Origin of the sequence: Halobaculum litoreum, from assembly GCF_030127125.1 — an archaeon.
Taxonomy (GTDB): domain Archaea; phylum Halobacteriota; class Halobacteria; order Halobacteriales; family Haloferacaceae; genus Halobaculum; species Halobaculum litoreum.
In genome coordinates this window covers 2385514-2406425 of sequence record NZ_CP126156.1, presented here as the reverse complement: position 1 = coordinate 2406425, position 20912 = coordinate 2385514, and the positions used below count along the sequence as shown (strand labels likewise).

Sequence of the window (20912 nt, the reverse complement as noted above, 5' to 3'; positions counted from 1 at the left end):
TCGCCGGCCGTGCCCGCGGGGACGCGTCGCCGCTCCCCGAGGTACCCTTTTGCCGTCCCCCGACCCACCCACGCCCGATGGGAACGATCCTCCTGTGTCGCCACGGCGAGACGCCGTGGAACCGCGACCGACGCGTGCAGGGCTGGGCGCCGACCGAGTTGACCGACCGGGGGCGCGAGCAGGCCGCCGCGCTCGCCGACTACCTCGCCGACGAGTACGCGGTCGACCGGGTCGTCGCCTCGGACCTCGAGCGGGCGGCCGAGACGGCCCGAGCCGTCTCGCGGGCGACCGGCGTCGAGCCGGCGTTCGACGCCCGGTGGCGCGAACGCGACTTCGGGCGGATGCAGGGGCTGCGCTACGGGGAGCTGTTCGGCACGTACCCGGAGTACACGCTCTCGGAGGTCGGCTACGCGGCCGCCGAGACGACCCCCGAGAGCGGGGAGTCGCTGCTCGACATGTGGGGCCGGGTCACGGCGGCGTTCGCCGACCTCCGCGCGGCGGTCGGCGCCGACGAGACGGTCGCGGTCGTCGCCCACGGCGGTCCGCTGTACGCCGTGACGGGCGAGCTGAAGGGGCTCGACGTGGTCGCGGCGGTGCTCGACCAGGAGCAGGGCAACTGCGCGGTGAACGAGGTGCGCGTCGACGGCGCGCCCGGCGACGGGGCGCGGGCGGCCGCGCTGGTGCGCGAGAACGTCACCTCGTTCCTCGCGGAGGCGACGAGCCAGGAGAACTACTGAGCGGCGCGCGGGGGGGAGGACGAGGCGAGGGGAGACGAGGCGGGGGGCTACGACGGGTACTCGCGGGCGAACACGTCGTCGACGACCGGTTCGCCGTCGTAGTCGACCGTCTTCTCCTCGCCGTCGTCCGTCCCCCCCGGCGGGACTCACGCTGCCGGTCGCGTACCCCTCCAGATCCAGCGTCACGTGGTCGAAGCCGAGGTCGAGCATGTGGTCGCGGGCGGCGGCGACGAAGTCGGGGTCGAGCGCCGTCTCCAACTCGTCGGTGCCGACCTCGATGCGCGCGAGGCCGTCGTGGTCGCGGACGCGGAACTGCGAGAAACCCCACGTACGCAGGAGTCGTTCGGCCTGCTCGATGCGGGTGAGGCGCTCCTCGGTCACTTCGAGGCCCGTCGGGATGCGCGAGGAGAGGCACGCCATCGAGGGCTTGTCCGCCACGTCGAGCCCGTAGTGGTCGGCGATCTCGCGGACCTCCTCCTTCGTGATCCCGGCGGCCAACAGCGGCGACACCACGGCCAACTCCTCGACGGCCTGCAGGCCGGGGCGGTGGCCCTCGCCGGGGTCGGAGGCGTTCGTCCCGTCGCAGACGGTGGCGATGTCGCGCTCGCGGGCGGCGTCGTACATCCGCGAGAGCCGCATCGTCCGGCAGTGGTAACAGCGGTCGTCGCCGTTGGCGACGAAGTCCGGGTCGTCGAGCTCGGAGAACTCGACGATCGCGTGGTCGATGCCGATGTCCTCGGCAACGCGGGTCGCGTCGTCCAGCTCCTCGGCGGGGAGCGTCTCGCTCTTGGCGGTGCACGCGACCGCGTCGTCGCCGAGCGCGTCGCGCGCCAGCGCCGCGACCACGGACGAGTCGACGCCGCCGGAGAAGGCGACGAGGACGCCGTCGCGCTCGGCCAGCGACTCGCGCGCGGCCGCCGCCTTCGCCGCCACGTCGTCGTTCATGGCCCCAGCGACGGGGCGCCCGGTGAAAAGCCCCGCGTCACGGGCAGGGTGCGGTCGGGACGCGGTCGCTCGGACGCGCCGTTCCCCCGCGCGGGCCCCGGGCCCGCCGCGTGCGCCCGCCGTCGGAGGAACGGTTTTGACCCCCGCCACGCTACCGTGCCCCGAATGGAGTTCACGTCGGTCCCGGGCGTCGGCGAGAAGACGGCCGAGACGCTCGCCGACCTCGACGGCGCCGCGGACGCCCTCCGCCGCGGCGACGTGGCGACGCTGGCCCGCGCCCCCGGGCTCACGGAGGGTCGGGCCGCCGCCATCGCCCGCGGCGCCATCCGGCGGCGCCACGACGACCCCGGCGGCTGGCTGGCGACCGACCGCGCCCGCGAGGTGTACGAGGACGCGCTCGGCCTGTTGCAGGAGCGCGCCGTCACCGGCTACGCCGAGAAGCGCCTCCGGACGCTGTACCCGTCGGCGACCGAGTCCCGGATCGCGGAGGTGCGCGAGTGGGCCGCCGACGCCGTCGAACGCGAGCCGAACGAGGCGGTGGTCGAGGCGCTGCGGGGCGTCGACCAGCCGACCGAGCCGCGCGGGCTGCGGGTGCGCGAGCGGGCGCTGGCGACCGCCGACGCCGAGCGCTACGCCGAGGCGAAGGACGCGTTCCCCGAGTTGTCCGTCGAGGTCGTCGAGGACGCCCGCGACCTCGCGGAGTTGGCCCGGTCGTACAGCACGGTCGTCGCGCTCGACGAGTCGTTCGCCGGCGTCGACGTCGACGGCGACGTCCGGGTGATCCCCGACCCCGAGGAGCGCCACGAGGAGGTCGTCCCCGAGCGCCTGCTCGCGTTCTTCGCCGAGAACCGCGCCGAGCTGCTGGCGGCGCTGGACGTCCACGAGGCCGCCGGGATGGACCCGGCGCTGGACCCCGCGGCGCTGCGCGACGCGCTGTCGCGGCTCGACGACGACGGCACCCCCGCGGCGACGACGAACTGCGCCGGCTCACCGACGCCGTCGACGACCTCGACGCCGCCGCCAGCACCGCCGCGAGCGTGGCGAACGACCACCTGCGCGACGCCATCCGCGAGCAGGACGTCACCATCGAGGGCACCGACTTCCTCTCGCTGGTCGAGCAGGGCGCCCGCGTCGACAGCCTCCTCTCGCGGGAGCTTGCCGACGAGTACGACGCCGCGATCCGGAAGGCGCGCGAACACTTCGTCGACGCCCTCCAGCTACAGCCGGGGGAGGCGGACTTCGCCGAGCGTGTGTTCGCGGGCGAGCCCACCTTCCCGACCGAGCACAACGAGGAGCCGCTGAACCGCCTCCGCACCGAGCTGAAGGCCGCCCGCGACCGCCGCGCGGCGAAGCTGAAGTCCGGGCTGGCCGCCGACCTCGCGGACCTGCGGGAGCCGGCCGACGACCTGATCGCCGACGCGCTCGAACTCGACGTGGAGTTGGCGGTCGCGCGGTTCGCCCGCGACTTCGACTGCGTCGTCCCCGAGATCGACGACGAGGGGACCGGGTTCGCCATCGAGGGCGGCCGCTCGCCCCTGCTCGACGTGTCGTTCGACGAGGCCGAGCCCGTCGACTACGCCGTCGAGGGCGTCACCCTGCTGTCGGGCGTCAACTCCGGCGGGAAGACCTCGACGCTCGACCTCGTCGCGCTGATCGTCACGCTCGCGCACATGGGGCTCCCCGTCCCGGCCGCGTCGGCGCGGGTGGGTCGCGTCTCGGAGCTGCACTACTACGCGAAGTCGCAGGGGACGCTCGACGCCGGCGCGTTCGAGTCGACGCTGCGCGACTTCGGCGACCTCGTCTCGGGCGCGAGCGGGCGGCTCGTCCTCGTCGACGAGCTGGAGTCGATCACCGAGCCCGGGGCGTCCGCGAAGATCATCGCCGGCATCCTCGAGGCGCTCGCCGAGCAGGGCGCGACCGGCGTGTTCGTCTCCCACCTCGCCCGCCAGATCCGCGAGGCCGCCGACGTCGACGTGGCCGTGGACGGGATCGAGGCCGTGGGGCTGGCGGACGGGGAGTTGGTCGTGAACCGCTCGCCGCGGAAGGACCACCTCGCGCGGTCGACGCCGGAGCTGATCGTCGAGAAGCTCGCCACCGAGTCGTCGGACCCGGGGTTCTACGAGGGGCTGTTGGAGAAGTTCTGAGGGCCGGCCGGTCAGGCGTACAGGTCCCTCGGCTCGTCGTGACCGGCGTCGCCGTCGTCGAGGCCGCGAAAGAGGAGTTCGTAGTCGGCGTCGTCGAGGCCGCCGCGGAGGTCCTCGATGCCGCGCCGGAGCGTGCCGCGGCGCCGAACCAGTTCCCGGTACGCGGGGTCCGCCTCGGAGACGCCGGGAGCGCCGTCGAGGGCGGCCTGTTTCTGGGAGAGGGCGTAGTAGCGACGCACCCCGTCGTCGTAGCGGGCGACGCGCACGAGCCGGTCGACCGTCTCCCGGAGCCGGCACGCGTCGACCGGCTTCTCGAGGTAGGCGTCGACCGGGAGGTCGACGAGGTCCGCGTCCGCGCCGACGCCGGTGACGGCGGCGACGCGGACGCCGACGCCGGACCCGCGGATCAGTTCGAGCGTGTCGTCGCCGTGGATCCCCGGCAGCCGCCGGTCGAGGAACACGACGTCGACCGAGTCGTCGAGCGCCGCGAGCGTCGCCTCGCCGTCGGCCGCCGTGATCACGTCGTAGTCGGTCGCGAGCCGGTCCGCGTACAGTTCGCGCACGTCCGCCTCGTCCTCGGCCACGAGGACGCGGGGGCGTCCCCGCTCGGCCGGGCCGTCGGTTCCCCCCTCGTCGTCGATGCCCTCCGTCATCGCTCCGTCCGAGCCTCCCGCCCCACCTCAAGCCGCCCGACGCGTGCCCCGGATTAAGCCGGATTCAGCGACCGAACGCGGCGACCGGTGCCGGCGTTCGCCCGTCGGTCGGCGTCGGCGACACGTTCGCCCCGCCGGATCCCCCCGACCACTACCGCCCGGACGTCCGCGACCGAGCACGGCGATACTGAAACCGTATCGGCCGCGAGCGCCCCGCGTTCGCGGTCTCCGCGAGCCGTTCACTTTCACCCCGCCGCCGGGGAACGATTAAGTGGTCGGACACGCGAAGGTCCGGTATCATGGCCGGGGACCCCGAAGACGACATGCTGTCGTGGGACGAGTCCGTCTTCCGCGACGAGCACGTCTTCGAGATCGACTACGTCCCCGAGACGTTCCGCCACCGCGAGAGCCAGTTGGAGTCGCTGAAGTACGCGCTCCGGCCGGCCGCGCGGGGGTCGCGCCCGCTCAACACCGTCGTCCGCGGGCCGCCCGGGACGGGCAAGACCACCTCCGTCCAGAAGCTGTTCTCGGAGCTGCGGGCGCAGACCGACGTCAGGACCGTCCGCGTGAACTGTCAGGTGGACTCGACGCGGTACGCGGTGTTCTCGCGCGTTTTCGAGGGCATCTTCGACTACGAGCCGCCGTCCTCGGGCATCTCGTTCAAGAAGCTGTTCGGCCAGATCGCCGACCGCCTCGTCGAGGACGACGAGGTGCTCGTCGTCGCGCTCGACGACGTGAACTACCTGTTCTACGAGAACGAGGCGTCGGACGCCCTCTACTCGCTGCTGCGGGCCCACGAGGCCCACGCCGGCGCGAAGGTGGGCGTCATCTGCGTCTCCTCGGACCTGTCGCTGTCGGTGATCGAGGAGTTGGACACGCGCGTCCAGTCGGTGTTCCGCCCCGAGGAGGTGTACTTCCCGACGTACGACGTCGACGAGATCGTCGACATCCTCCGCGAACGGGCGGACCGGGGGTTCCACGAGGGCGTCATCGGCGCCCCGGAGCTGGACCGCGTGGCCGAGTTGACCGCCGAGTCGGGCGACCTCCGCGTCGGGATCGACCTGCTGCGGCGCGCCGGGCTGAACGCCGAGATGCGCGCTTCCCGGGCGATCAACGTGGAGGACGTCGAGAAGGCGTACGACAAGTCGAAGTACGTCCACCTGTCGCGCAGCCTCCGCGGCCTGTCGGAGTCGGAGCTCGCGCTCGTGCGGGTGCTCGCGGAGCACGACGGCGAGCAGGCGGGCTCGGTGTACGAGGCGTTCCGCGACCGCACCGACCTCGGCTACACCCGGTACTCGGAGATCGTCAACAAACTCGAACAGTTGGGACTCGTCGAGACGGAGTACGCCGACGTCGAGGGACGGGGACGCTCCCGGTCGATCTCGCTGGCTTACGACCCCGAGGCGGTGCTGGAGCGGATCGAGGGGTAGCCCGTCGGCCTCAGTCGGACCCCTCCCCGGTCCGGCCGGACACCGCGTCGGCGCCGTCCGCGACGACGCCGTCGGCTGCCGCACCGTCCCCCTCCGCCAGCCGTTCGGCCGGGTAGCCGTGGCCGAGGTACAGCGCGACCACGTTCGCCGAGAGCAGGCCGAGGAGGACGAGGAAGTCGAGGCGCGAGACCGGGCCGGCGAACACGACGACCAGCGAGGCGAACGGGAGCAGGACCGCGGCCCAGAAGGCGACCGCCCGCACGGTCATCGTCGCACGGCGGACGGGGGGACGGAGGGACGTCGGGACGACGGCGGGGCGCCGCCGGGACCGGCACTCGCGGTCGGCGTTGGCGGAGGACATGGCACGACCGATCGGAGGTCGGCCGCGGCCTTAGCTACGTGCCGAGTAACCGCGCCGACCGTTCGGATAGCCCCGTGTTACTACTCGACACGCGGCGCCTTCGGACGCGACGACGCGGGAGTGGCGGCACCACACACATCCGAAAGACATACTCGGCGCACGCGAAACCGTGGGGTATGGACGCCTACGAGTTGATCACCCGGAACGCGACCGAGGTGGTCACCGAGGAGGAAGTACGCGCGTTGGCCGAAGACCCCGAGGGCAAACGGGTGTACGTCGGCTACGAGCCGTCCGGCGTCCTCCACATCGGGCACATGCTGACGGCGACGAAGCTCATCGACCTGCAGGAGGCGGGGTTCGAGGTCGTCGTCCTGCTGGCGGACGTCCACGCGTACCTCAACGACAAGGGGACGTTCGCGGAGATCCGCGAGACGGCAGAGCGGATGCGCGACCAGTTCCTCGCGTACGGGCTCGACCCCGACGCGACGGAGTTCGTGTACGGCTCGTCGTTCCAACTCGACGAGGAGTACGTGCTCGACACCCACGAACTGGAGGTGTCGACGACGCTCAACCGCGCCCAGCGCGCGATGGCCGAGATCCAGGGCGGGGAGACCGCGAAGGTGAGCCACGTCGTCTACCCGCTGATGCAGGCGCTCGACATCGTCTACCTCGACTTGGACCTCGCGGTCGGCGGCCTCGACCAGCGCAAGGTCCACATGCTCCACCGCGAGCAGGTGCCGGGGATGGACGGCGAGAGCGACCACGACTACGAGGCGCGGCCGTGCCTCCACACGCCGATCCTCGCGGACCTGGACACCGGCGTCGGCAAGATGTCCTCCTCCTCGGGCACGACCATCTCGATGGAGGACTCCGCCGACGACATCGACGACAAGATCAACGGTGCGTTCTGTCCGCCGACGCGCGACCCGGAGCCGGACGACGACGGCAACGAGCGCGAGAACCCCGTGCTGGAGATGTTCGAGTACTCCGTGTTCCCGCGGTTCGACACCGTCGTCGTCGAGCGCCCCGAGCAGTACGGCGGGGACCTCACCTACGACGACTACGCGTCGCTCGCCGACGATCTGGAGTCGGGCGAACTCCACCCCGCGGACGCGAAGGGCGCGCTCGCCGACTACCTGAACGAGCTGATCGCGCCCGGCCGCGAGGTGCTCGCGGAACTGGACGCGGAGTAAGGGCGGTCGCTTACGCGAAGCCGAACTGCTTCATCAGGCTGGTCGCCAGTCCCTTCACCACGAGGCCGGTGCCCGCGAGCACCAGCGCGATGCCGACGGCGACGACCGGCGACGACCACGCGACGAGCACGAGCCCCGCGAGCAGCAGCAGCGCGCCGACGATCCCCGCCGTGCCGAGTCTGTCGATCATACTCGGTCGTTCCGGGTCGAGGTGAAAAGGTCGGCGGGTTCGGTGCGCGCGCGCCGCCGCCGGTCGTCGCGCCCGCCGAACTTAACTGTCGGACCCGAGAACACAGGAGTATGAGCGACGGCGACGCGCAGGGTCGCACGGACCTCAGGATGCCCGACGACGACGAGGTGTTCGCCGAGGTGACGGAGATGCTCGGCGCCAACCGCGTGAAGGTGCGGTGTGCCGACGGCACCCGCCGGACCGCGCGGATCCCCGGGCGCATGCAGAAGCGCACGTGGATCCGCGAGGGGGACATCGTCCTCGTGAGCCCGTGGGACTGGCAAGACGAGAAGGCCGACATCGAACACCGCTACGAGAGTCAGGAGGCCGACCAACTCCGCGAGGAAGGCCACATCGCCTGACGCCGCCGCCGAGTGCGGCCGGCCCGGCCGGCGGGCGCGGGTGCCGGTGCTTTTCACGCCCGAGCGCGTAGCCCGCCGTAGATGACCGGAGAGTTCGGGTTCGTCGAACCCGACGAGGCGGAGACGCCCGGCGACGAGTGGGAGGACCTCGACCTCGAGGACATCGCCCAGACCGAGGCCGACCGCATCGCGCGCCGGCAGGACGACGAGTTCGACGAGTTCCGCAAGCGCGTCAAGAACACCGAGCAGTTCAAAGTCGAGGCGTCGGTGTTCGACGACGCCACCCTCGCGGCGCTGTACAAACTCACCCGCGACGGCCACATCGTCGCCTTCGGCGGCCCAATCTCGACGGGCAAGGAGGCGAACGTGTACGAGGCGCTCGGCGCCGACGACCGGGAGGTGGCGACGAAGGTGTACCGCATCAACACCTCTAACTTCCGGCACATGCGCGAGTACCTCGAGGGCGACCCGCGGTTCGAGGGCATCGGCTCGGACAAGAAGAAGGTCGTCCTCGCGTGGGTGCGCAAGGAGTTCGCCAACCTCTCGCGCGCCCGGAAGGCCGGCGTGCGGGTGCCCGAACCGATCGCCGTCCAGCGCAACGTCCTCGTGATGGAACTCGTGGGGCACGCCGACGACCGCGCCCGGCGCCTCGCGGAGGTGGACGTGGAGAACCCCGAGACCGCCTACGAGGTGGTGCGCGAGTACATGCGCCGGCTGTACTCGGCGGGGCTCGTCCACGGCGACCTCTCGGAGTACAACATGATCATCCACGAGGGGGAACTCGTGATCATCGACCTCGGGCAGGCGGTGACGGTCCACCACCCGAACGCCGAGGAGTTCCTCGAACGCGACTGTACGAACGTGGCGAGCTTCTTCTCGCGGCAGGGGCTCGACGTGACGGGCGAGGACCTCCGCGCGTACGTGACGACGCCGGAGCCGGAGCCGTCCGCGGAGCCGGAGCCGGCGACGGACCCGAACCCGGACACGGAGTAGCCGCGGGCGCCGTGGTCGGGGGATCGACCCCGTCGCGGGCGAGCGAGCGCCGACGGGCGCGGAGCGGCCGTGTGGACGCCTGTCGCGGCGCCTCGCCGAGCGAACGCTTAACCGCGTGGGGCGGAAAGTCCGGGTGTAATGCAGCACGTGAAGGTTCCGCAGGACCGCATCGGCGTGCTCATCGGTGCGGGCGGTGAGACGATGCGGGAGATCGAAGAGCGAGCCGAGGTGCGCCTCGACATCGACTCGGAGTCGGGGTCGGTCGGCATCGACAGCGTCGGCGACCCCGTCGCCGGCATGGTCGCGCCCGACATCGTCCGCGCCATCGGCCGGGGGTTCACCCCCGAGTCGGCGCTGTCGCTGTTGGAGCACGACCTGCGCCGGTTCGAGTTGGTCGACCTCGCGTCGAAGACCCGCAACAAGAACGACCTCCAGCGCCAGAAGGGCCGCCTCATCGGCGAGAACGGCCGCACCCGCGAGCTGATGGAGGACCTCTCGGGCGCGGAGGTCGTCATCAAGGGCACCACCCTCGGCATCATCGGCCAGCCCGAGGAGGTGAAGGCCGTCCGCCGCGCCGCCGGGATGATCCTCGACGGCGCGCCCCACGGCGCCGTCTACTCGTTCCTCGAGCGCAAGCACAACGAACTCCACGGCGCACCCGACCTCTCGCCGCCCACCGGCGGCGCCGAGGAGTCGCGGTAGCGCCCGGCTCGGTTCTTCGATCCCGGTCCTCACACCGCCTGGAGCCGCGGCGCCACGAACGCCTCGACGTGGCCCCCGCCGTCCGCGACGTCGTAGGCGACACCCAACGGCGCCTCCTCGCCGAGCGTGACGCGCACGTCCGTCCCCGAGGGGACCGGGCGCTCGACGCACTCCAGATACGACAGCGAGAACAGCGACCGCGCCTCGCCGGCCTCGAACGCGGTCGTGTCCTCGCGCGGGACGACGAAGCGCACGTCGTCGGTGTCGCCGTCGGCCGCGGCGACGAACGCCTCCTCGCTCGGGTCGACCGCGAGCGTGAGGTGGTCGGCGACCATCCCCGCGGCGCGGACGAACCGCCCGACCGTCTCGCCGGGGAGCGTCAGCGCCGCGGTGTGCTCGAAGCCGAGCGCGTCGACGTCGCCCGGGCCGCGGACGCTCTCGGGGTCGAACAGCCCGAGCGCGTACTCCACCTCCCCGACGTGGACGTGGAGCCGGTACGCCTCGGGGTCGAGGGCGAGCGTCGCCACCTCGTCGCCGTCGGCCATCGCGAGCACCTCCTCGAGCCGGTCCACGTCGACGCCGACGACGGTGCCGTCGGCGGTGTACGACTCCGTCGCGTCGGCGTCCAACTCGACCTCGACGGCCGCGACCGTCGCCGGGTCCATCGCCGCCGCGCGCAGGCCGTCGGCGGCGAACGCCAGCCGACACTCGTCGACGAGCGCGCCGACGGCCGACAGCAACGGGCGGAGCGCGTCCGGGCGCACGCGCACCCGGACCGGCGCGTCCGCGGTGTCGTGAAGCGACTCCGTAGTACCCTCGGGCTGTGCGGCACCGCTCGCGGAGGTGTCGTCGACCATACCCGATCGCGGACCTGTCGGCAAGTAAGTATTTTTGTGCCCGTTCTAGTAGATACCTCGAATCGGAGTATGAGTCTATATGTGTTCCGAGTTCATACCCCGAATCGGAGTATGAACGACGACCGCGAACGGGGGATCTTGACCCCCGCCGACCGGCGGTACCTGCGCGGGGAGACCGAGTTCGCGAGCGTGCAGTCCGAGCGCAACGCGCGGGCGCGCATCCGCGACAGACTGCACGCCGCGCTGTACGACTTCGAGGTGTTGGTGGAGGGGCTCGCCGAGACGGACCGGGAGTTGGTGTTCGCGGACCGCCTCGACCGCGAGGGGACCGCGGCGTTCGACGCGCTCGTGTCGGCGGTGGCGTTCCTGTACCGCGGGGTCGGCGACACCGAGATCGACTTCGAGACGGTGCTGTCCGAGGGGATCAACCTCGCGGAGGCGGGCGAGGAGCGCGCGGCGACCGTCGACCTCGACGTGACGTTCCACGCGTTGAGCGTCGCCGAGGTCCGCCGGAAGATGCGCGAGGGGGAGCCGCTGTCGTTGACGGAGTTGGCGTTCGCGGACGCGCGCACGGAGATCTCGCCCGACGAGGTCGCCGAGTACCTGCGAGACGACGACCGCGCGGTCGACGACGGCCGGATCCAGTCGCGCGTCACCGACTTCTGAGCGTCGAGCCGCCGGATCGCGACCCGGTCGCGGGTCGCGGGGCACGACGGCGCGGCGTCGACGTCGCGTCCGGTCGCCCCGAAGACAGTATATAAACCATCTATGGTAACGCCTCACATACGCCACCAGCGGCGTCGTGCGACCGTGTGACGAACCGCCGCCACAACTTTTTTATAGAATCGGAAACAATCACGGAGTGACTCATGTCTCAGCGCCAGCGGATGGGCAACCAGCCCATGATCGTACTCTCGGAGGACAGCCAGCGCACGTCCGGAAAGGACGCGCAGTCGATGAACATCACGGCGGGGAAGGCGGTCGCGGAGTCGGTCCGCACGACGCTCGGCCCGAAAGGGATGGACAAGATGCTCGTGGACTCCTCGGGCGGCGTCGTCGTCACGAACGACGGCGTGACCATCCTGAAGGAGATGGACATCGACCACCCCGCGGCGAACATGATCGTCGAGGTCTCCGAGACACAGGAGGACGAGGTCGGCGACGGCACGACGACCGCCGTCGTCATCGCCGGTGAGCTGCTCGACCAGGCCGAGGAGCTCATCGACTCGGAGGTCCACCCGACGACCATCGCGCAGGGGTACCGACAGGCCGCCGAGAAGGCCAAGGAGGTCCTCTCGGAGAACGCCATCGAGGTCACCGCGGACGACCGCGACACCCTCGAGAAGATCGCCGCGACGGCGATGACGGGCAAGGGCGCCGAGTCCGCGCGCGACACGCTCGCGAAGCTAGTCGTCGACGCCGTGCTCGCCGTCCGCGACGACGACGGCACCATCGACACCGACAACGTCTCCGTCGAGACGGTCGTCGGCGGCTCCATCGGCAACTCCGAGCTCATCGAGGGCGTCATCGTCGACAAGGAGCGCGTCGACGAGAACATGCCCTTCGCCGTCGAGGACGCCAACGTCGCGCTGTTCGACGGCGCCATCGAGGTGAAGGAGACGGAGATCGACGCCGAGGTCAACGTCACCGACCCCGACCAGCTCCAGCAGTTCCTCGACCAGGAGGAGAAGCAGCTCAAGGAGATGGTCGACAAGCTGACCGCCGTCGGCACGGACGTCGTCTTCGTCGGCGACGGCATCGACGACATGGCCCAGCACTACCTCGCGCAGGAGGGCATCCTCGCCGTCCGCCGCGCGAAGGACTCCGACCTCAAGCGGCTCGCCCGCTCGACGGGCGGCCGCGTCGTCGCCAACCTCGACGACATCACCGAGGAGGACCTCGGCTTCGCCGGCTCCGTCGCCCAGAAGGACATCGGCGGCGACGAGCGCATCTTCGTCGAGGACGTCGAGGACGCCCGCTCGGTCACGCTCGTCCTCCGCGGCGGCACCGAGCACGTCGTCGACGAGGTCGAGCGCGCCATCGAGGACTCGCTGGGCGTCGTCCGCACGACGCTGCAGGACGGCGAGGTGCTGCCCGGCGGCGGCGCGCCCGAGACCGAGCTGGCGCTGCAGCTGCGTGACTTCGCCGACTCCGTCGGCGGCCGCGAGCAGCTGGCCGTCGAGGCGTTCGCCGACGCGCTGGAGGTCATCCCGCGCACGCTCGCCGAGAACGCCGGGCTCGACCCGATCGACTCGCTGGTCGACCTGCGCGCCCGCCACGACGGCGGCGAGTTCGGCGCGGGCCTCGACGCCTACTCCGGCGACGTGATCGACATGGAGGCGGAGGGCGTCGTCGAGCCGCGTCGCGTCAAGACGCAGGCCATCGAGTCCGCCACCGAGGCGGCGACGATGATCCTCCGCATCGACGACGTCATCGCGGCCGGCGACCTGAAGGGCGGCGGCTCCGACGACGGCGGCGACGACGAGATGCCCCCGGGCGGCGGCGGCATGGGCGGTATGGGCGGTATGGGCGGTATGGGCGGCGCGATGTGAAGTTCGGTTAGCGCCACACCCACCCACACCACCCTCGACGCCGACACGCACCGCTCCCCGACCGACTTCGATTTTTCGACGACCGCGACCGGACAGCGACTGCCGTGTGTCGCCGCGGGTCGCCGCGAGAACGGTCGCCCGCCGCGGGCACGGCCGCCGACTACGGCACGGGCACCGCGCCGCCGAGCAGGAAGACGAGCGCGACGCAGAGCACGAACAGCCCGGCGGCGTACACGCGGAGGCGCGCCCGGCGGCTCCGCGCGACGCCCGTCGCGCGCTCGCCGGACGTGCCCGCGAGGAAGCCCGCGCCGTCGTCGAGGCCGAGGAAGCCGCGGTGCTGCTCGCGGCCCGCGTCCGCCTCGCTGGGGCGCATCCCGCCGGTCTCGCCCGCGAACACGGTCACCAGCCCCGCCGCCGCGACCATCGACAGCGCGAGGACGACGAGGCCGACGTCCCACCCGAGCAGGCGGGCGCCCCCGGCCGCGACGACGACGGTGGCGACGGGGTACGCCACCCCCACCCGCGCGTACGCCAGCGCCCGCCCTCGATCCATGCGCGTCGCTGGGGGTGCCGCGCCGAAAGCCGTTGTGTTGTCCCGCGTCGCGGCCGGCGGAGCGGGCGCCGGAGCGACCGGGCCGCGATGGGTTTTCCCCGCCGCGCCCCGACCGGGTGGTATGAGTCAGGAATCACCGACGGGCGGCGAGCCGTTCGGGCGCGCGGACGCCGCCGCGGTCGCGTCGACCCACGCGGACGCCCTCGGGGCGCTGGCCGACGCGCTCGACGGCGACGGCGCCCCCGTGACGCGGGGGCGACGGGCGAGTGGCGGACGCTGTTCCCGGGTGATGTCGTGACGCCCGCCGACGCGCGGTACGACGAGGCCCGGCGCGTCTGGAACGGACTGACCGCCGCGTCCCCCGCGGCCGTGGCGTACCCGACGACGGCGGCCGGCGTCGCCCGCGTCGTCGGGACGGCCCGCGAGACGGGGCTCGGGATCGCGACCCGTTCGGGCGGCCACTCCGCGACCGGCACGTCGACCGGCGACGGCGTCCTCGTGTGCGGCGTCGGCGCGATGCGCGGGATCGCGGTGGACCCCGACGCGCGGACGGCGACCGTCGAACCGGGCGTCACCGTCGGGGAGTTGGACGCCGCGACGACGGCCCACGGGCTCGCGACGCCGCAGGGCGTCGCCCCGGAGGTGGGCGTGACGGGGCTGACGCTCGGCGGCGGGACGGGCTACCTCTCGCGGGCCCACGGCCTCGCCTGCGACCGGCTCGCCCGCGTCGACCTCGTGACCGCCGCCGGCGAGCGCGTCACGGCGAGCCCGGCGGCGAACCCGGAGCTGTTCCGCGCGGTGCGGGGAGCCGGCGGCGAGTTCGGCGTCGCCGTCGAACTCGCGTTCGACCTCGTCCCCGTCCCCGACGAGGTGGCGATGTGTGACGTGTGGTTCCCCGTCGACGGCGCCGCCGACATCGCGGCCCTGCTGCACGAGTACCGCGCGCTGGTGCGCGAGGCGCCACGGGAGACGAACGTCTCCCCGTACGTCGCTCGCGTCCCCGACGAGCCGGCGTTCCCCGACGACCGCGTCGGCGACCTCGCGCTGTGCGTGCTCGGCGTCCACGGCGGCGCCCCCGACGCGGGCGAGCGGGCGCTGGCGCCGTTCCGCGAGGTCGGCGACGCGGCCCCGCTGTTCGAGCGCGCCGACCGCCGCCCGTACCCCGAGGTGCAGGCGTACCTCGGCGGCGGCTCGCCCGCCGGCGACCGCTACTACTGGCGGTCCGTGGCGGTCGAGGCGTTCACCGACGACCTCGTCGAGCTGACGGCCGAGCGGATGGCCGCGCTCCCCGGCGACCGCGACACCGTCGTCGTCTGGCCGCTGGGCGGCGCCGTCGCCGACATCGACCCCGCCGACACCGCCGTCCCCGAGCGGGACGCCGAGGTCGTGCTCAACTTCGAGGCGTGCTGGAGCGACCCCGACGACGACGACGCACACCTCGCGTGGGCCCGCGAGTCGGCCGCCCGCGCCCGCGATGTCGGCACCGTGACGGGCGAGCTCCCGAACTTCTCGGGCACCGAACGCGGCGACGACGCGGCCCGGGGGGTGTACGCCGCCAACTACGACTGGCTCCGGGAGACGAAGCGGCGGTGGGACCCAGACGGGGTGTTCTCGCCGAGCGGCCGCCTGTGACACCCCGTCGGTCGGACGCCCCCCGAGCCCTCCGGAGCGGTGCTTAAGCCCCGGGACGCCCTGTAGACGGCATGATCCCCGCGTCCACGACGACACGTCCGCCCCCGAAGACCGTCCTCTACTGTCCCGACTGTTGGCACGCCGCCCCGCCGACCGGCGACTGGCTCGTCCGCGCCGACGTCGGCCGCGAGGCGCTCGTGTGCCCCGACTGCGGCGCCGTCGTCACGGTCCGCCGGGTCGACCCCGTCCCCGCCTGAGCGACACCGTTCGCCCGCCGCTTCCCGTTCGGCCGCTCTTCCCCCGGCGCTTCCCCGCCCGCCGACGGGCCGTGCGTTCGCGGTCCTCGCGCCGGCCGTCGTCGTAGCGGGCGAACCCGGCCGGTCCTGCCGCGCGTCGTCCCTTTATCCCGCCGGCCGCGGTGGGGGGCGTATGCGCGCAGCCGTGTTCCACGGCCCCGGGGACGTCCGGGTCGAGGAGGTCGACAAACCCGAGATCGAGGAACCGACCGACGCCATCGTCCGCGTCACCCACACCGCCGTCTGCGGGTCTGACCTGTGGTTCTACCGCGGGGAGAGCGACCGGGAGGCGGGCACCGGCGTCGGTCACGAGCCGATGGGCGTCGTCGAGGAAGTCGGCGAGGCCGTCCGCTCGGTCGACCCGGGCGACCGGGTGCTCGCGCCGTTCGCCATCTCCTGCGGGTCGTGTGAGTTCTGTCGCAAGGGGCTCCACACCTCCTGTGTGAACCGCGACTCGTGGGGCGGCGCCAACGGCGGCGCACAGGGCGAGTTCGTCCGCTCGACGCACGCCGACGGCACGCTCGTGCGCGTGCCCGACCGCTACGCCGACGACGAGGCGGCGCTGGAGTCGCTGCTCCCGCTCACCGACGTGATGGGGACGGGCCACCACGCCGCGCTGTCGGCCGGGGTCGAGGCCGGCGAGGACGCCGTCGTCGTCGGCGACGGCGCCGTTGGGCTGTGCGGCGTCGCCGCCGCGCGACGGCTGGGCGCCGAGCGCATCGTCGCCGTCGGCCACCACGAGGACCGGCTGGCGATCGCCGAGTCGTTCGGCGCCACCCACACCGTCGCCGAGCGCGGCGAGGCCGCGGCGAACGAGGTGCTCGACATCACCGACGGCGGCGCGAACCACGTGCTGGAGTGTGTGGGCGCGGCCTCGGCGATGGAGACCGCGGTGGACGTCGCCCGTCCCGGCGGCACGGTCGGCTACGTCGGCGTCCCCCACGGGATGGACGGCGGCGTCGACCTGTTCCCGTTCTTCGGCGACAACGTCGCGCTGCGCGGCGGGGTCGCCCCCGTCCGGGCGTACGCCGAGGAACTGATGGCCGACGTGTTGCAGGGGACGCTCGACCCGGCGCCGATCTTCACCGAGACGGTCGGGCTCGACGGCGTCCCGGAGGGGTACCGCATGATGGACGAGCGCGAGGCGGTGAAAGTGCTCGTCAAGCCCTGGGAGTGACCCGACGACCCGCCGCCGTCACACGGGCGCACGGTCGCCCGAACGTTTTTCGCGCGGCGGCCCTCCTCGCTCACCAGTGACCGACTACGACGCGGTCGTGTTCGACATGGACGGGGTACTGGTCCACCGCAGCGACGCCGACGTGTTCCGGCGGGCCGCCCGCGAGGCGTTCGCGGCGTTCGACGTCGAGCCGGCCGACGAGCACGTGGAGGCGTTCGCGTGGACGCGCGTCGACGAGTTCGCCGACGCGTGCGCCCCGTACGACCTCGACCCCGAGGCGGTGATCGCCGAACGCGAGGCGCGCTCGGCGGCCATCCAGCGGGCGGTGCTCGCCGCGGGCGGGAAGGCGCTGTACGACGACGTCGACGCGCTGGAGTCGCTGGGCGACGGCGCGCGCCTCGGCCTCGTGAGCAACAACCAGCACGCGACCGTCGAGGCGGTCGTCGACGCACACGGCCTCGGGGAGCTGTTCGCGACGGCGTACGGCCGCGACCCGACGGTGGCGGGGGTCGCCCGGCGCAAGCCCGACCCCCACTACCTCGAGCGCGCGCTCGCGGACCTGGGGACGCGGAACGCGCTGTACGTCGGCGACAGCCGGGTCGACGTGGCCGCCGCGGCCGCCGCCGGCGTCGACTCGGCGTTCGTGTGGCGCGACCACCGCGAGGGGTACGACCTCGAGGGGGAGGAGCCGACCCACGAGGTGGAGACGCTCGCGGCGCTGCCGGGCGCGAGCGCGTGATCGGGGAGAACACGGGCGGCGAGGGATTTGAACCCCCGACCTCTTGGTCCGGAACCAAGCGTTCTGTCCGCTGAACTAGCCGCCCTCGGCGACACCTACCGCACCCCGGCGAATAAGCCTTCGGAACCCGAGCCGGCGCGAGCGGGGGGCGGTCGCTGTCGGGGACGAACGGACGGGGAGAACCGTGGCGACGGCGCGCGCCGTGTTACGGCGCTTCGCCGGTCTCGATGGTGAAGTCGGCCTTCGGGTAGGCGACGCAGGTGAGGGTGTACCCCTCGTCGAGCTCGGCGTCGTCGAGCATCTGCTGGTCGTCGTGCGTGACGTACTCCTCGGAGTTGCCGCCGGAGGTGATCTGCCCGGCACAGGAGACACACTGCCCCTGCCGGCAGGCGTACGGGAGGTCCCAGCCGTTGTCCTCGCCGGCCTCCAGCACGGTCTGGTTGTTGGCGACCTCGATGGTGTCGCCCTCCTTCGCGTACTCGACCTCGAAGTACTCGACTTCGTCCTCGGGGATGTCGGCGGGGCTCGTCTCCTCCTCGGCGGCCGCGCCGCCCTCCAGTTCGCCGTCCTCGTCGCCGGTCGCGATGGCGCCGGCGGGGACGCTCCCGCCGCCGACGGCACGGCTGCCCGGCTCGGGGAACTCCGTCTCCTCGACGGTGGAGGCGCGCCGCTCGATGACCTCCTCGGAGATGTCCGCGGTGGCCTCCCAGCCCGTGCCGCGGGCGAAGTGCAGGGCGACGAAGACCAGCACGAGGCCCGCGCCGAACCCGATTGCCACGGGGTCTACCATGCTCGCGCCTATGAAGCGGGGGGTAACAAGGGTTGTGATTGTCGAGCGACGCCGGGAACGTCGAATCGCGAGACTGCGAACGTGTTCGCCCCCGTCCGCGGCCGCGGGAGCGCGTTACTCGCCGTTCCGCGGGACGTCGTGGCGCCCGAAGCCGTAGCGCAGGCGGCTGGCGAGGCGGCGACCGAACCGCTCGCGGCGCGAGTCGAAGCGCTCGGCCAGCGCCTGGTAGATGAGCGGCACGGGCACCTCCTGTTCGAGCGCCTCCTGCACCGTCCACGTGCCCGTCGACCCGCCCTCGACGCGGTCGGCCACGTCGCCGAGGTCGTTCCCCTCCTCGCGGAACGCCTCCTCGCACAGTTCCAGCAGCCACGACCGGATCACCGCGCCGTTGTTCCACGTCCGCGCGACGGCCTCGAGGTCGAGGTCGTAGCGGCCCTCGTGGAGCAGTTCGAATCCTTCCCCGTAGGCCTGCATCAGCGCGTACTCGACGCCGTTGTGGACCATCTTCACGTAGTGGCCCGACCCGGCCTCGCCCATGCGGTCGTGCCCCGCGGGGCCGGTGGCGACGGCGTCGAACACCGGCGTCAGTTCCTCGTACGCCCACGCGGGACCGCCGACCATCAGCGAGAAGCCGAGTTCCGCGCCGGCGGGGCCGCCGGAGGTGCCGCAGTCGAGGTACGCCGCGTCGGTCGCCTCGGCGCGGCGCACGGAGTCCTCGAAGTGGGAGTTGCCGCCGTCGACGACCACGTCGTCGTCCGTGAGGTGCGGTTCGAGGTCGTCGAGCGTGGCGTCGACCGCGTCGCCGGCGGGGACCATCAGCCAGATGCGGACGCCCTCGTCGGCGTCGCTCCCGTCGTCCTCACGGGTCGCTTCGCTCCCCGTTCGGTTCGAGGGCTCGCTCCGCTCGCCCTCGCTCAGTCGCTCGTACAGGTCCGCGACGGAGTCGGCGGGCTCGGCGCCGGCCTCCGCGGCGGCGGCGGTCGCCTCCGCCGAGAGGTCGAACGCGACGACGTCGTGACCGGCGTCGAGGACGCGGTCGACGACGATGCGACCCATCCGCCCCAGCCCGATCACGCCGAGTTGCATGCTCATACCGGCGCGTCGGCGACGCGGGGCGTAGGCGTTGCGGTGTGCGGTGTCGGCGGATCGGGCGCCGAGGCGACGACCGCACGCGCAGTCCGCCGGCGACGCGGGCGGGGAAGCGCCGCACTTACGCGCCCCGCAGTCGGACGACCGATATGGACGACAGAGTGCGCGAGCACGCCGAGGTACTCGTCGACTGGAGCGCCCGCGTCGAGGCGGGCGACCAGGTGGTGCTGGACGTTGCCGAGGGCGCTCACGATCTGGCGGTCGCGGTCGCCGAGGAGTTGGGCAAGCGCGACGCCACCCTCCTCACGACGTACGGCTCCAGCGAGGTCGGCCGCGCGTTCCTCCGCGCGGGCGACGACGACCGCGAGTTCGCCCACAGCGAGCCGAAACTGGCGATGCTGGAGGCCGCGGACGTGTACCTCCGCGTCGGCGGCGGGCGCAACACGACCGCCCTCGCGGACGTGGACGGCGACCGCCGGACGGCCGCGCGGAAGGCGACCACGGCGACCCGAGAGGCCCGGATGGACACCGACTGGGTGTCGACGGTCCACCCGACCCGCTCGCTGGCCCAGCAGGCCGGGATGGCCTACGAGGAGTACCAGGACTTCGTGTACGACGCCGTCCTCCGCGACTGGGAGTCGTTGGCCGGGGAGATGGCGAAGATGAAGGAGATCCTCGACGAGGGGAGCGAGGTCCGCATCGAGAAGGAGCGCACCGACCTCACGATGTCCATCGAGGGCCGGACCGCCGTCAACTCCGCCGCGTCGGTCGCGTACGACTCCCACAACCTCCCCTCCGGCGAGGTGTTCACGGCGCCGCACGCCACCGAGGGCGAGGTGTTCTTCGACGTGCCGATGACCATCGACGCCCGGCGCGTGCGGGACGTGTCGCTGACGTTCGAGGGCGGCGAGGTCGTCGACTTCTCCGCCGCGCAGGGCGAGGCCGCCATCGCCGACGTGCTCGACACCGACGAGGGCGCCCGGCGCCTCGGCGAACTGGGGATCGGGATGAACCGCGGCATCGACCGCTTCACCGACTCGATCCTGTTCGACGAGAAGATGGGGGACACGGTCCACCTCGCGGTGGGCCGGGCGTACGACTCCTGCCTGCCGGAGGGCGAGTCGGGCAACGACTCGGCGGTCCACGTCGACATGATCACGGACATGTCCGAGGACTCGCGCATGCTGGTCGACGGCGAGGTCGTCCAGCGCGACGGGACGTTCCGCTGGGAGGACGGGTTCGGCGAGTAGACCGGGGCGGCGAGCGCCGGCCCGACTCCGCGGTGGCGTCCGCGAGGTCCGCGAGACGGTCGACGCCGTCCGTCGTCGCCGACACGCGAGCCCCGGGCTCCGCACGAACCGACCGACGCGGAGGGAAAGGTTCATCCGCGGAAGCGCCCCGACCTACTCCTAGTCGCCGGCGCGGTCCCGACCGGCCCAGCGTCGCGGGACAGACGGACCGCGCCACCGGACACCCAC

At 72.6% G+C, this 20912-nt stretch carries 21 protein-coding genes, 1 tRNA gene and 2 pseudogenes; 15 read left to right on the top strand and 9 right to left on the bottom strand.

Annotated elements, in window-relative coordinates; all coding sequences use genetic code 11:
* Positions 1–77: 77 nt before the first annotated feature.
* Complete coding sequence (locus P0R35_RS13120; RefSeq protein ID WP_284012897.1) at positions 78–737, top strand: histidine phosphatase family protein; 660 nt, start codon at positions 78–80, stop codon at positions 735–737.
* A 47-nt stretch (positions 738–784) separates the two neighbouring features.
* Here the strand turns inward: P0R35_RS13120 and larE are convergent.
* A pseudogene (gene larE, locus P0R35_RS13115) lies at positions 785–1682 on the bottom strand (ATP-dependent sacrificial sulfur transferase LarE).
* A gap of 165 nt (positions 1683–1847) precedes the next feature.
* Between larE and P0R35_RS13110 the strand changes: the two are divergent.
* A pseudogene (locus P0R35_RS13110) lies at positions 1848–3826 on the top strand (MutS-related protein).
* A gap of 11 nt (positions 3827–3837) precedes the next feature.
* Here the strand turns inward: P0R35_RS13110 and P0R35_RS13105 are convergent.
* On the bottom strand, positions 3838–4479 hold the full coding sequence (locus tag P0R35_RS13105; RefSeq protein ID WP_284012896.1) for a response regulator: 642 nt from the start codon (positions 4477–4479) through the stop codon (positions 3838–3840).
* Positions 4480–4778: 299 nt separating this feature from the next.
* Between P0R35_RS13105 and P0R35_RS13100 the strand changes: the two genes are divergently transcribed.
* Entirely contained in the window at positions 4779–5909 is a 1131-nt protein-coding gene (locus tag P0R35_RS13100) for an ORC1-type DNA replication protein (RefSeq protein WP_284012895.1), read from the top strand.
* A 10-nt stretch (positions 5910–5919) separates the two neighbouring features.
* Here the strand turns inward: P0R35_RS13100 and P0R35_RS13095 are convergent, their stop codons facing one another.
* Positions 5920–6270, bottom strand: a complete 351-nt coding sequence (locus P0R35_RS13095; protein WP_490396507.1) for a DUF8028 family protein — start codon at positions 6268–6270, stop codon at positions 5920–5922.
* 176 nt (positions 6271–6446) lie between these two features.
* On the opposite strand from P0R35_RS13095, the gene P0R35_RS13090 reads away from it, so the two are divergent.
* Positions 6447–7463, top strand: a complete 1017-nt coding sequence (locus P0R35_RS13090; RefSeq protein ID WP_284012893.1) for a tyrosine--tRNA ligase — start codon at positions 6447–6449, stop codon at positions 7461–7463.
* 10 nt (positions 7464–7473) lie between these two features.
* Here the strand turns inward: P0R35_RS13090 and P0R35_RS13085 are convergent, their stop codons facing one another.
* Positions 7474–7653 (bottom strand): DUF7470 family protein, encoded by a 180-nt coding sequence (locus P0R35_RS13085; protein ID WP_284012892.1) that lies wholly within the window; start codon positions 7651–7653, stop codon positions 7474–7476.
* Positions 7654–7763: 110 nt separating this feature from the next.
* Here P0R35_RS13085 and eif1A point away from each other — a divergent pair, with 110 nt between their 5' ends.
* From eif1A to P0R35_RS13070, 3 genes are all read left to right on the top strand, one after another.
* Complete coding sequence (gene eif1A / locus P0R35_RS13080) at positions 7764–8054, top strand: translation initiation factor eIF-1A (RefSeq protein ID WP_284012891.1); 291 nt, start codon at positions 7764–7766, stop codon at positions 8052–8054.
* An 81-nt stretch (positions 8055–8135) separates the two neighbouring features.
* Positions 8136–9047 (top strand): serine/threonine-protein kinase Rio1, encoded by a 912-nt coding sequence (rio1, locus tag P0R35_RS13075; RefSeq protein WP_284012890.1) that lies wholly within the window; start codon positions 8136–8138, stop codon positions 9045–9047.
* Positions 9048–9185: 138 nt separating this feature from the next.
* On the top strand, positions 9186–9749 hold the full coding sequence (locus P0R35_RS13070) for a KH domain-containing protein (RefSeq protein ID WP_284012889.1): 564 nt from the start codon (positions 9186–9188) through the stop codon (positions 9747–9749).
* A 29-nt stretch (positions 9750–9778) separates the two neighbouring features.
* On the opposite strand, the gene P0R35_RS13065 is transcribed toward P0R35_RS13070, so the two are convergent.
* Positions 9779–10606, bottom strand: coding sequence for a DNA polymerase sliding clamp (locus P0R35_RS13065; protein WP_284012888.1), 828 nt, complete (start codon positions 10604–10606; stop codon positions 9779–9781).
* A 111-nt stretch (positions 10607–10717) separates the two neighbouring features.
* Between P0R35_RS13065 and P0R35_RS13060 the strand changes: the two genes are divergently transcribed.
* Together P0R35_RS13060 and thsA are read left to right on the top strand one after the other, a co-directional pair.
* Positions 10718–11272 carry a DUF8102 family protein gene (locus tag P0R35_RS13060; protein ID WP_284012887.1) on the top strand — a complete coding sequence of 185 codons (555 nt, stop codon included), beginning with the start codon at positions 10718–10720 and terminating at the stop codon, positions 11270–11272.
* A gap of 236 nt (positions 11273–11508) precedes the next feature.
* Positions 11509–13158 carry a thermosome subunit alpha gene (gene thsA / locus P0R35_RS13055; protein WP_284014641.1) on the top strand — a complete coding sequence of 550 codons (1650 nt, stop codon included), beginning with the start codon at positions 11509–11511 and terminating at the stop codon, positions 13156–13158.
* A gap of 160 nt (positions 13159–13318) precedes the next feature.
* Here the strand turns inward: thsA and P0R35_RS13050 are convergent, their stop codons facing one another.
* The gene (locus P0R35_RS13050; protein ID WP_284012886.1) at positions 13319–13711 is read right to left on the bottom strand and encodes a hypothetical protein; all 393 of its coding nucleotides are present in this window, start codon (positions 13709–13711) and stop codon (positions 13319–13321) included.
* Positions 13712–13832: 121 nt separating this feature from the next.
* Between P0R35_RS13050 and P0R35_RS13045 the strand changes: the two genes are divergently transcribed.
* The 5 genes from P0R35_RS13045 to P0R35_RS13025 all read left to right on the top strand — a co-directional run bounded on the left by P0R35_RS13045 (position 13833) and on the right by P0R35_RS13025 (position 17555).
* Entirely contained in the window at positions 13833–14009 is a 177-nt protein-coding gene (locus P0R35_RS13045) for a hypothetical protein (protein ID WP_284012885.1), read from the top strand.
* Positions 14006–15343 carry an FAD-binding oxidoreductase gene (locus P0R35_RS13040; protein ID WP_284012884.1) on the top strand — a complete coding sequence of 446 codons (1338 nt, stop codon included), beginning with the start codon at positions 14006–14008 and terminating at the stop codon, positions 15341–15343. The genes P0R35_RS13045 and P0R35_RS13040 overlap by 4 nt, the downstream gene beginning before the upstream one ends.
* Before the next feature lie 71 nt (positions 15344–15414).
* Positions 15415–15600, top strand: coding sequence for a DUF8106 domain-containing protein (locus P0R35_RS13035; protein ID WP_284012883.1), 186 nt, complete (start codon positions 15415–15417; stop codon positions 15598–15600).
* Between the two features lie 172 nt (positions 15601–15772).
* On the top strand, positions 15773–16816 hold the full coding sequence (locus P0R35_RS13030) for a zinc-dependent alcohol dehydrogenase family protein (protein WP_284012882.1): 1044 nt from the start codon (positions 15773–15775) through the stop codon (positions 16814–16816).
* A 76-nt stretch (positions 16817–16892) separates the two neighbouring features.
* The gene (locus P0R35_RS13025; RefSeq protein ID WP_284012881.1) at positions 16893–17555 is read left to right on the top strand and encodes an HAD family hydrolase; all 663 of its coding nucleotides are present in this window, start codon (positions 16893–16895) and stop codon (positions 17553–17555) included.
* A 12-nt stretch (positions 17556–17567) separates the two neighbouring features.
* Here P0R35_RS13025 and P0R35_RS13020 read toward each other — a convergent pair.
* The 3 genes from P0R35_RS13020 to P0R35_RS13010 all read right to left on the bottom strand — a co-directional run bounded on the left by P0R35_RS13020 (position 17568) and on the right by P0R35_RS13010 (position 19431).
* Positions 17568–17640: transfer RNA gene (locus tag P0R35_RS13020), tRNA-Arg, on the bottom strand.
* Between the two features lie 120 nt (positions 17641–17760).
* A complete protein-coding gene (locus tag P0R35_RS13015; RefSeq protein ID WP_284012880.1) occupies positions 17761–18345 on the bottom strand; it encodes a 2Fe-2S iron-sulfur cluster-binding protein in 585 nt (194 codons plus the stop codon).
* 114 nt (positions 18346–18459) lie between these two features.
* Positions 18460–19431, bottom strand: coding sequence for a decarboxylating 6-phosphogluconate dehydrogenase (locus tag P0R35_RS13010; protein WP_284014640.1), 972 nt, complete (start codon positions 19429–19431; stop codon positions 18460–18462).
* A 152-nt stretch (positions 19432–19583) separates the two neighbouring features.
* Here P0R35_RS13010 and P0R35_RS13005 point away from each other — a divergent pair, with 152 nt between their 5' ends.
* Positions 19584–20684 carry an aminopeptidase gene (locus P0R35_RS13005; RefSeq protein WP_284012879.1) on the top strand — a complete coding sequence of 367 codons (1101 nt, stop codon included), beginning with the start codon at positions 19584–19586 and terminating at the stop codon, positions 20682–20684.
* The last annotated feature ends 228 nt before the right edge of the window (positions 20685–20912 follow it).

Excerpts from the sequence above, each read along its gene's own strand:
- P0R35_RS13120 (WP_284012897.1), top strand. The coding sequence starts at position 78 with ATGGGAACGATCCTCCTGTGTCGCCACGGCGAGACGCCGTGGAACCGC.
- P0R35_RS13105 (WP_284012896.1), bottom strand. The coding sequence starts at position 4,479 with ATGACGGAGGGCATCGACGACGAGGGGGGAACCGACGGCCCGGCCGAG.
- P0R35_RS13100 (WP_284012895.1), top strand. The coding sequence starts at position 4,779 with ATGGCCGGGGACCCCGAAGACGACATGCTGTCGTGGGACGAGTCCGTC.
- P0R35_RS13095 (WP_490396507.1), bottom strand. The coding sequence starts at position 6,270 with ATGTCCTCCGCCAACGCCGACCGCGAGTGCCGGTCCCGGCGGCGCCCC.
- P0R35_RS13090 (WP_284012893.1), top strand. The coding sequence starts at position 6,447 with ATGGACGCCTACGAGTTGATCACCCGGAACGCGACCGAGGTGGTCACC.
- P0R35_RS13085 (WP_284012892.1), bottom strand. The coding sequence starts at position 7,653 with ATGATCGACAGACTCGGCACGGCGGGGATCGTCGGCGCGCTGCTGCTG.
- eif1A (WP_284012891.1), top strand. The coding sequence starts at position 7,764 with ATGAGCGACGGCGACGCGCAGGGTCGCACGGACCTCAGGATGCCCGAC.
- rio1 (WP_284012890.1), top strand. The coding sequence starts at position 8,136 with ATGACCGGAGAGTTCGGGTTCGTCGAACCCGACGAGGCGGAGACGCCC.
- P0R35_RS13070 (WP_284012889.1), top strand. The coding sequence starts at position 9,186 with ATGCAGCACGTGAAGGTTCCGCAGGACCGCATCGGCGTGCTCATCGGT.
- P0R35_RS13065 (WP_284012888.1), bottom strand. The coding sequence starts at position 10,606 with ATGGTCGACGACACCTCCGCGAGCGGTGCCGCACAGCCCGAGGGTACT.
- P0R35_RS13060 (WP_284012887.1), top strand. The coding sequence starts at position 10,718 with ATGAACGACGACCGCGAACGGGGGATCTTGACCCCCGCCGACCGGCGG.
- thsA (WP_284014641.1), top strand. The coding sequence starts at position 11,509 with ATGATCGTACTCTCGGAGGACAGCCAGCGCACGTCCGGAAAGGACGCG.
- P0R35_RS13050 (WP_284012886.1), bottom strand. The coding sequence starts at position 13,711 with ATGGATCGAGGGCGGGCGCTGGCGTACGCGCGGGTGGGGGTGGCGTAC.
- P0R35_RS13045 (WP_284012885.1), top strand. The coding sequence starts at position 13,833 with ATGAGTCAGGAATCACCGACGGGCGGCGAGCCGTTCGGGCGCGCGGAC.
- P0R35_RS13035 (WP_284012883.1), top strand. The coding sequence starts at position 15,415 with ATGATCCCCGCGTCCACGACGACACGTCCGCCCCCGAAGACCGTCCTC.
- P0R35_RS13030 (WP_284012882.1), top strand. The coding sequence starts at position 15,773 with ATGCGCGCAGCCGTGTTCCACGGCCCCGGGGACGTCCGGGTCGAGGAG.
- P0R35_RS13015 (WP_284012880.1), bottom strand. The coding sequence starts at position 18,345 with ATGGTAGACCCCGTGGCAATCGGGTTCGGCGCGGGCCTCGTGCTGGTC.
- P0R35_RS13010 (WP_284014640.1), bottom strand. The coding sequence starts at position 19,431 with ATGCAACTCGGCGTGATCGGGCTGGGGCGGATGGGTCGCATCGTCGTC.
- P0R35_RS13005 (WP_284012879.1), top strand. The coding sequence starts at position 19,584 with ATGGACGACAGAGTGCGCGAGCACGCCGAGGTACTCGTCGACTGGAGC.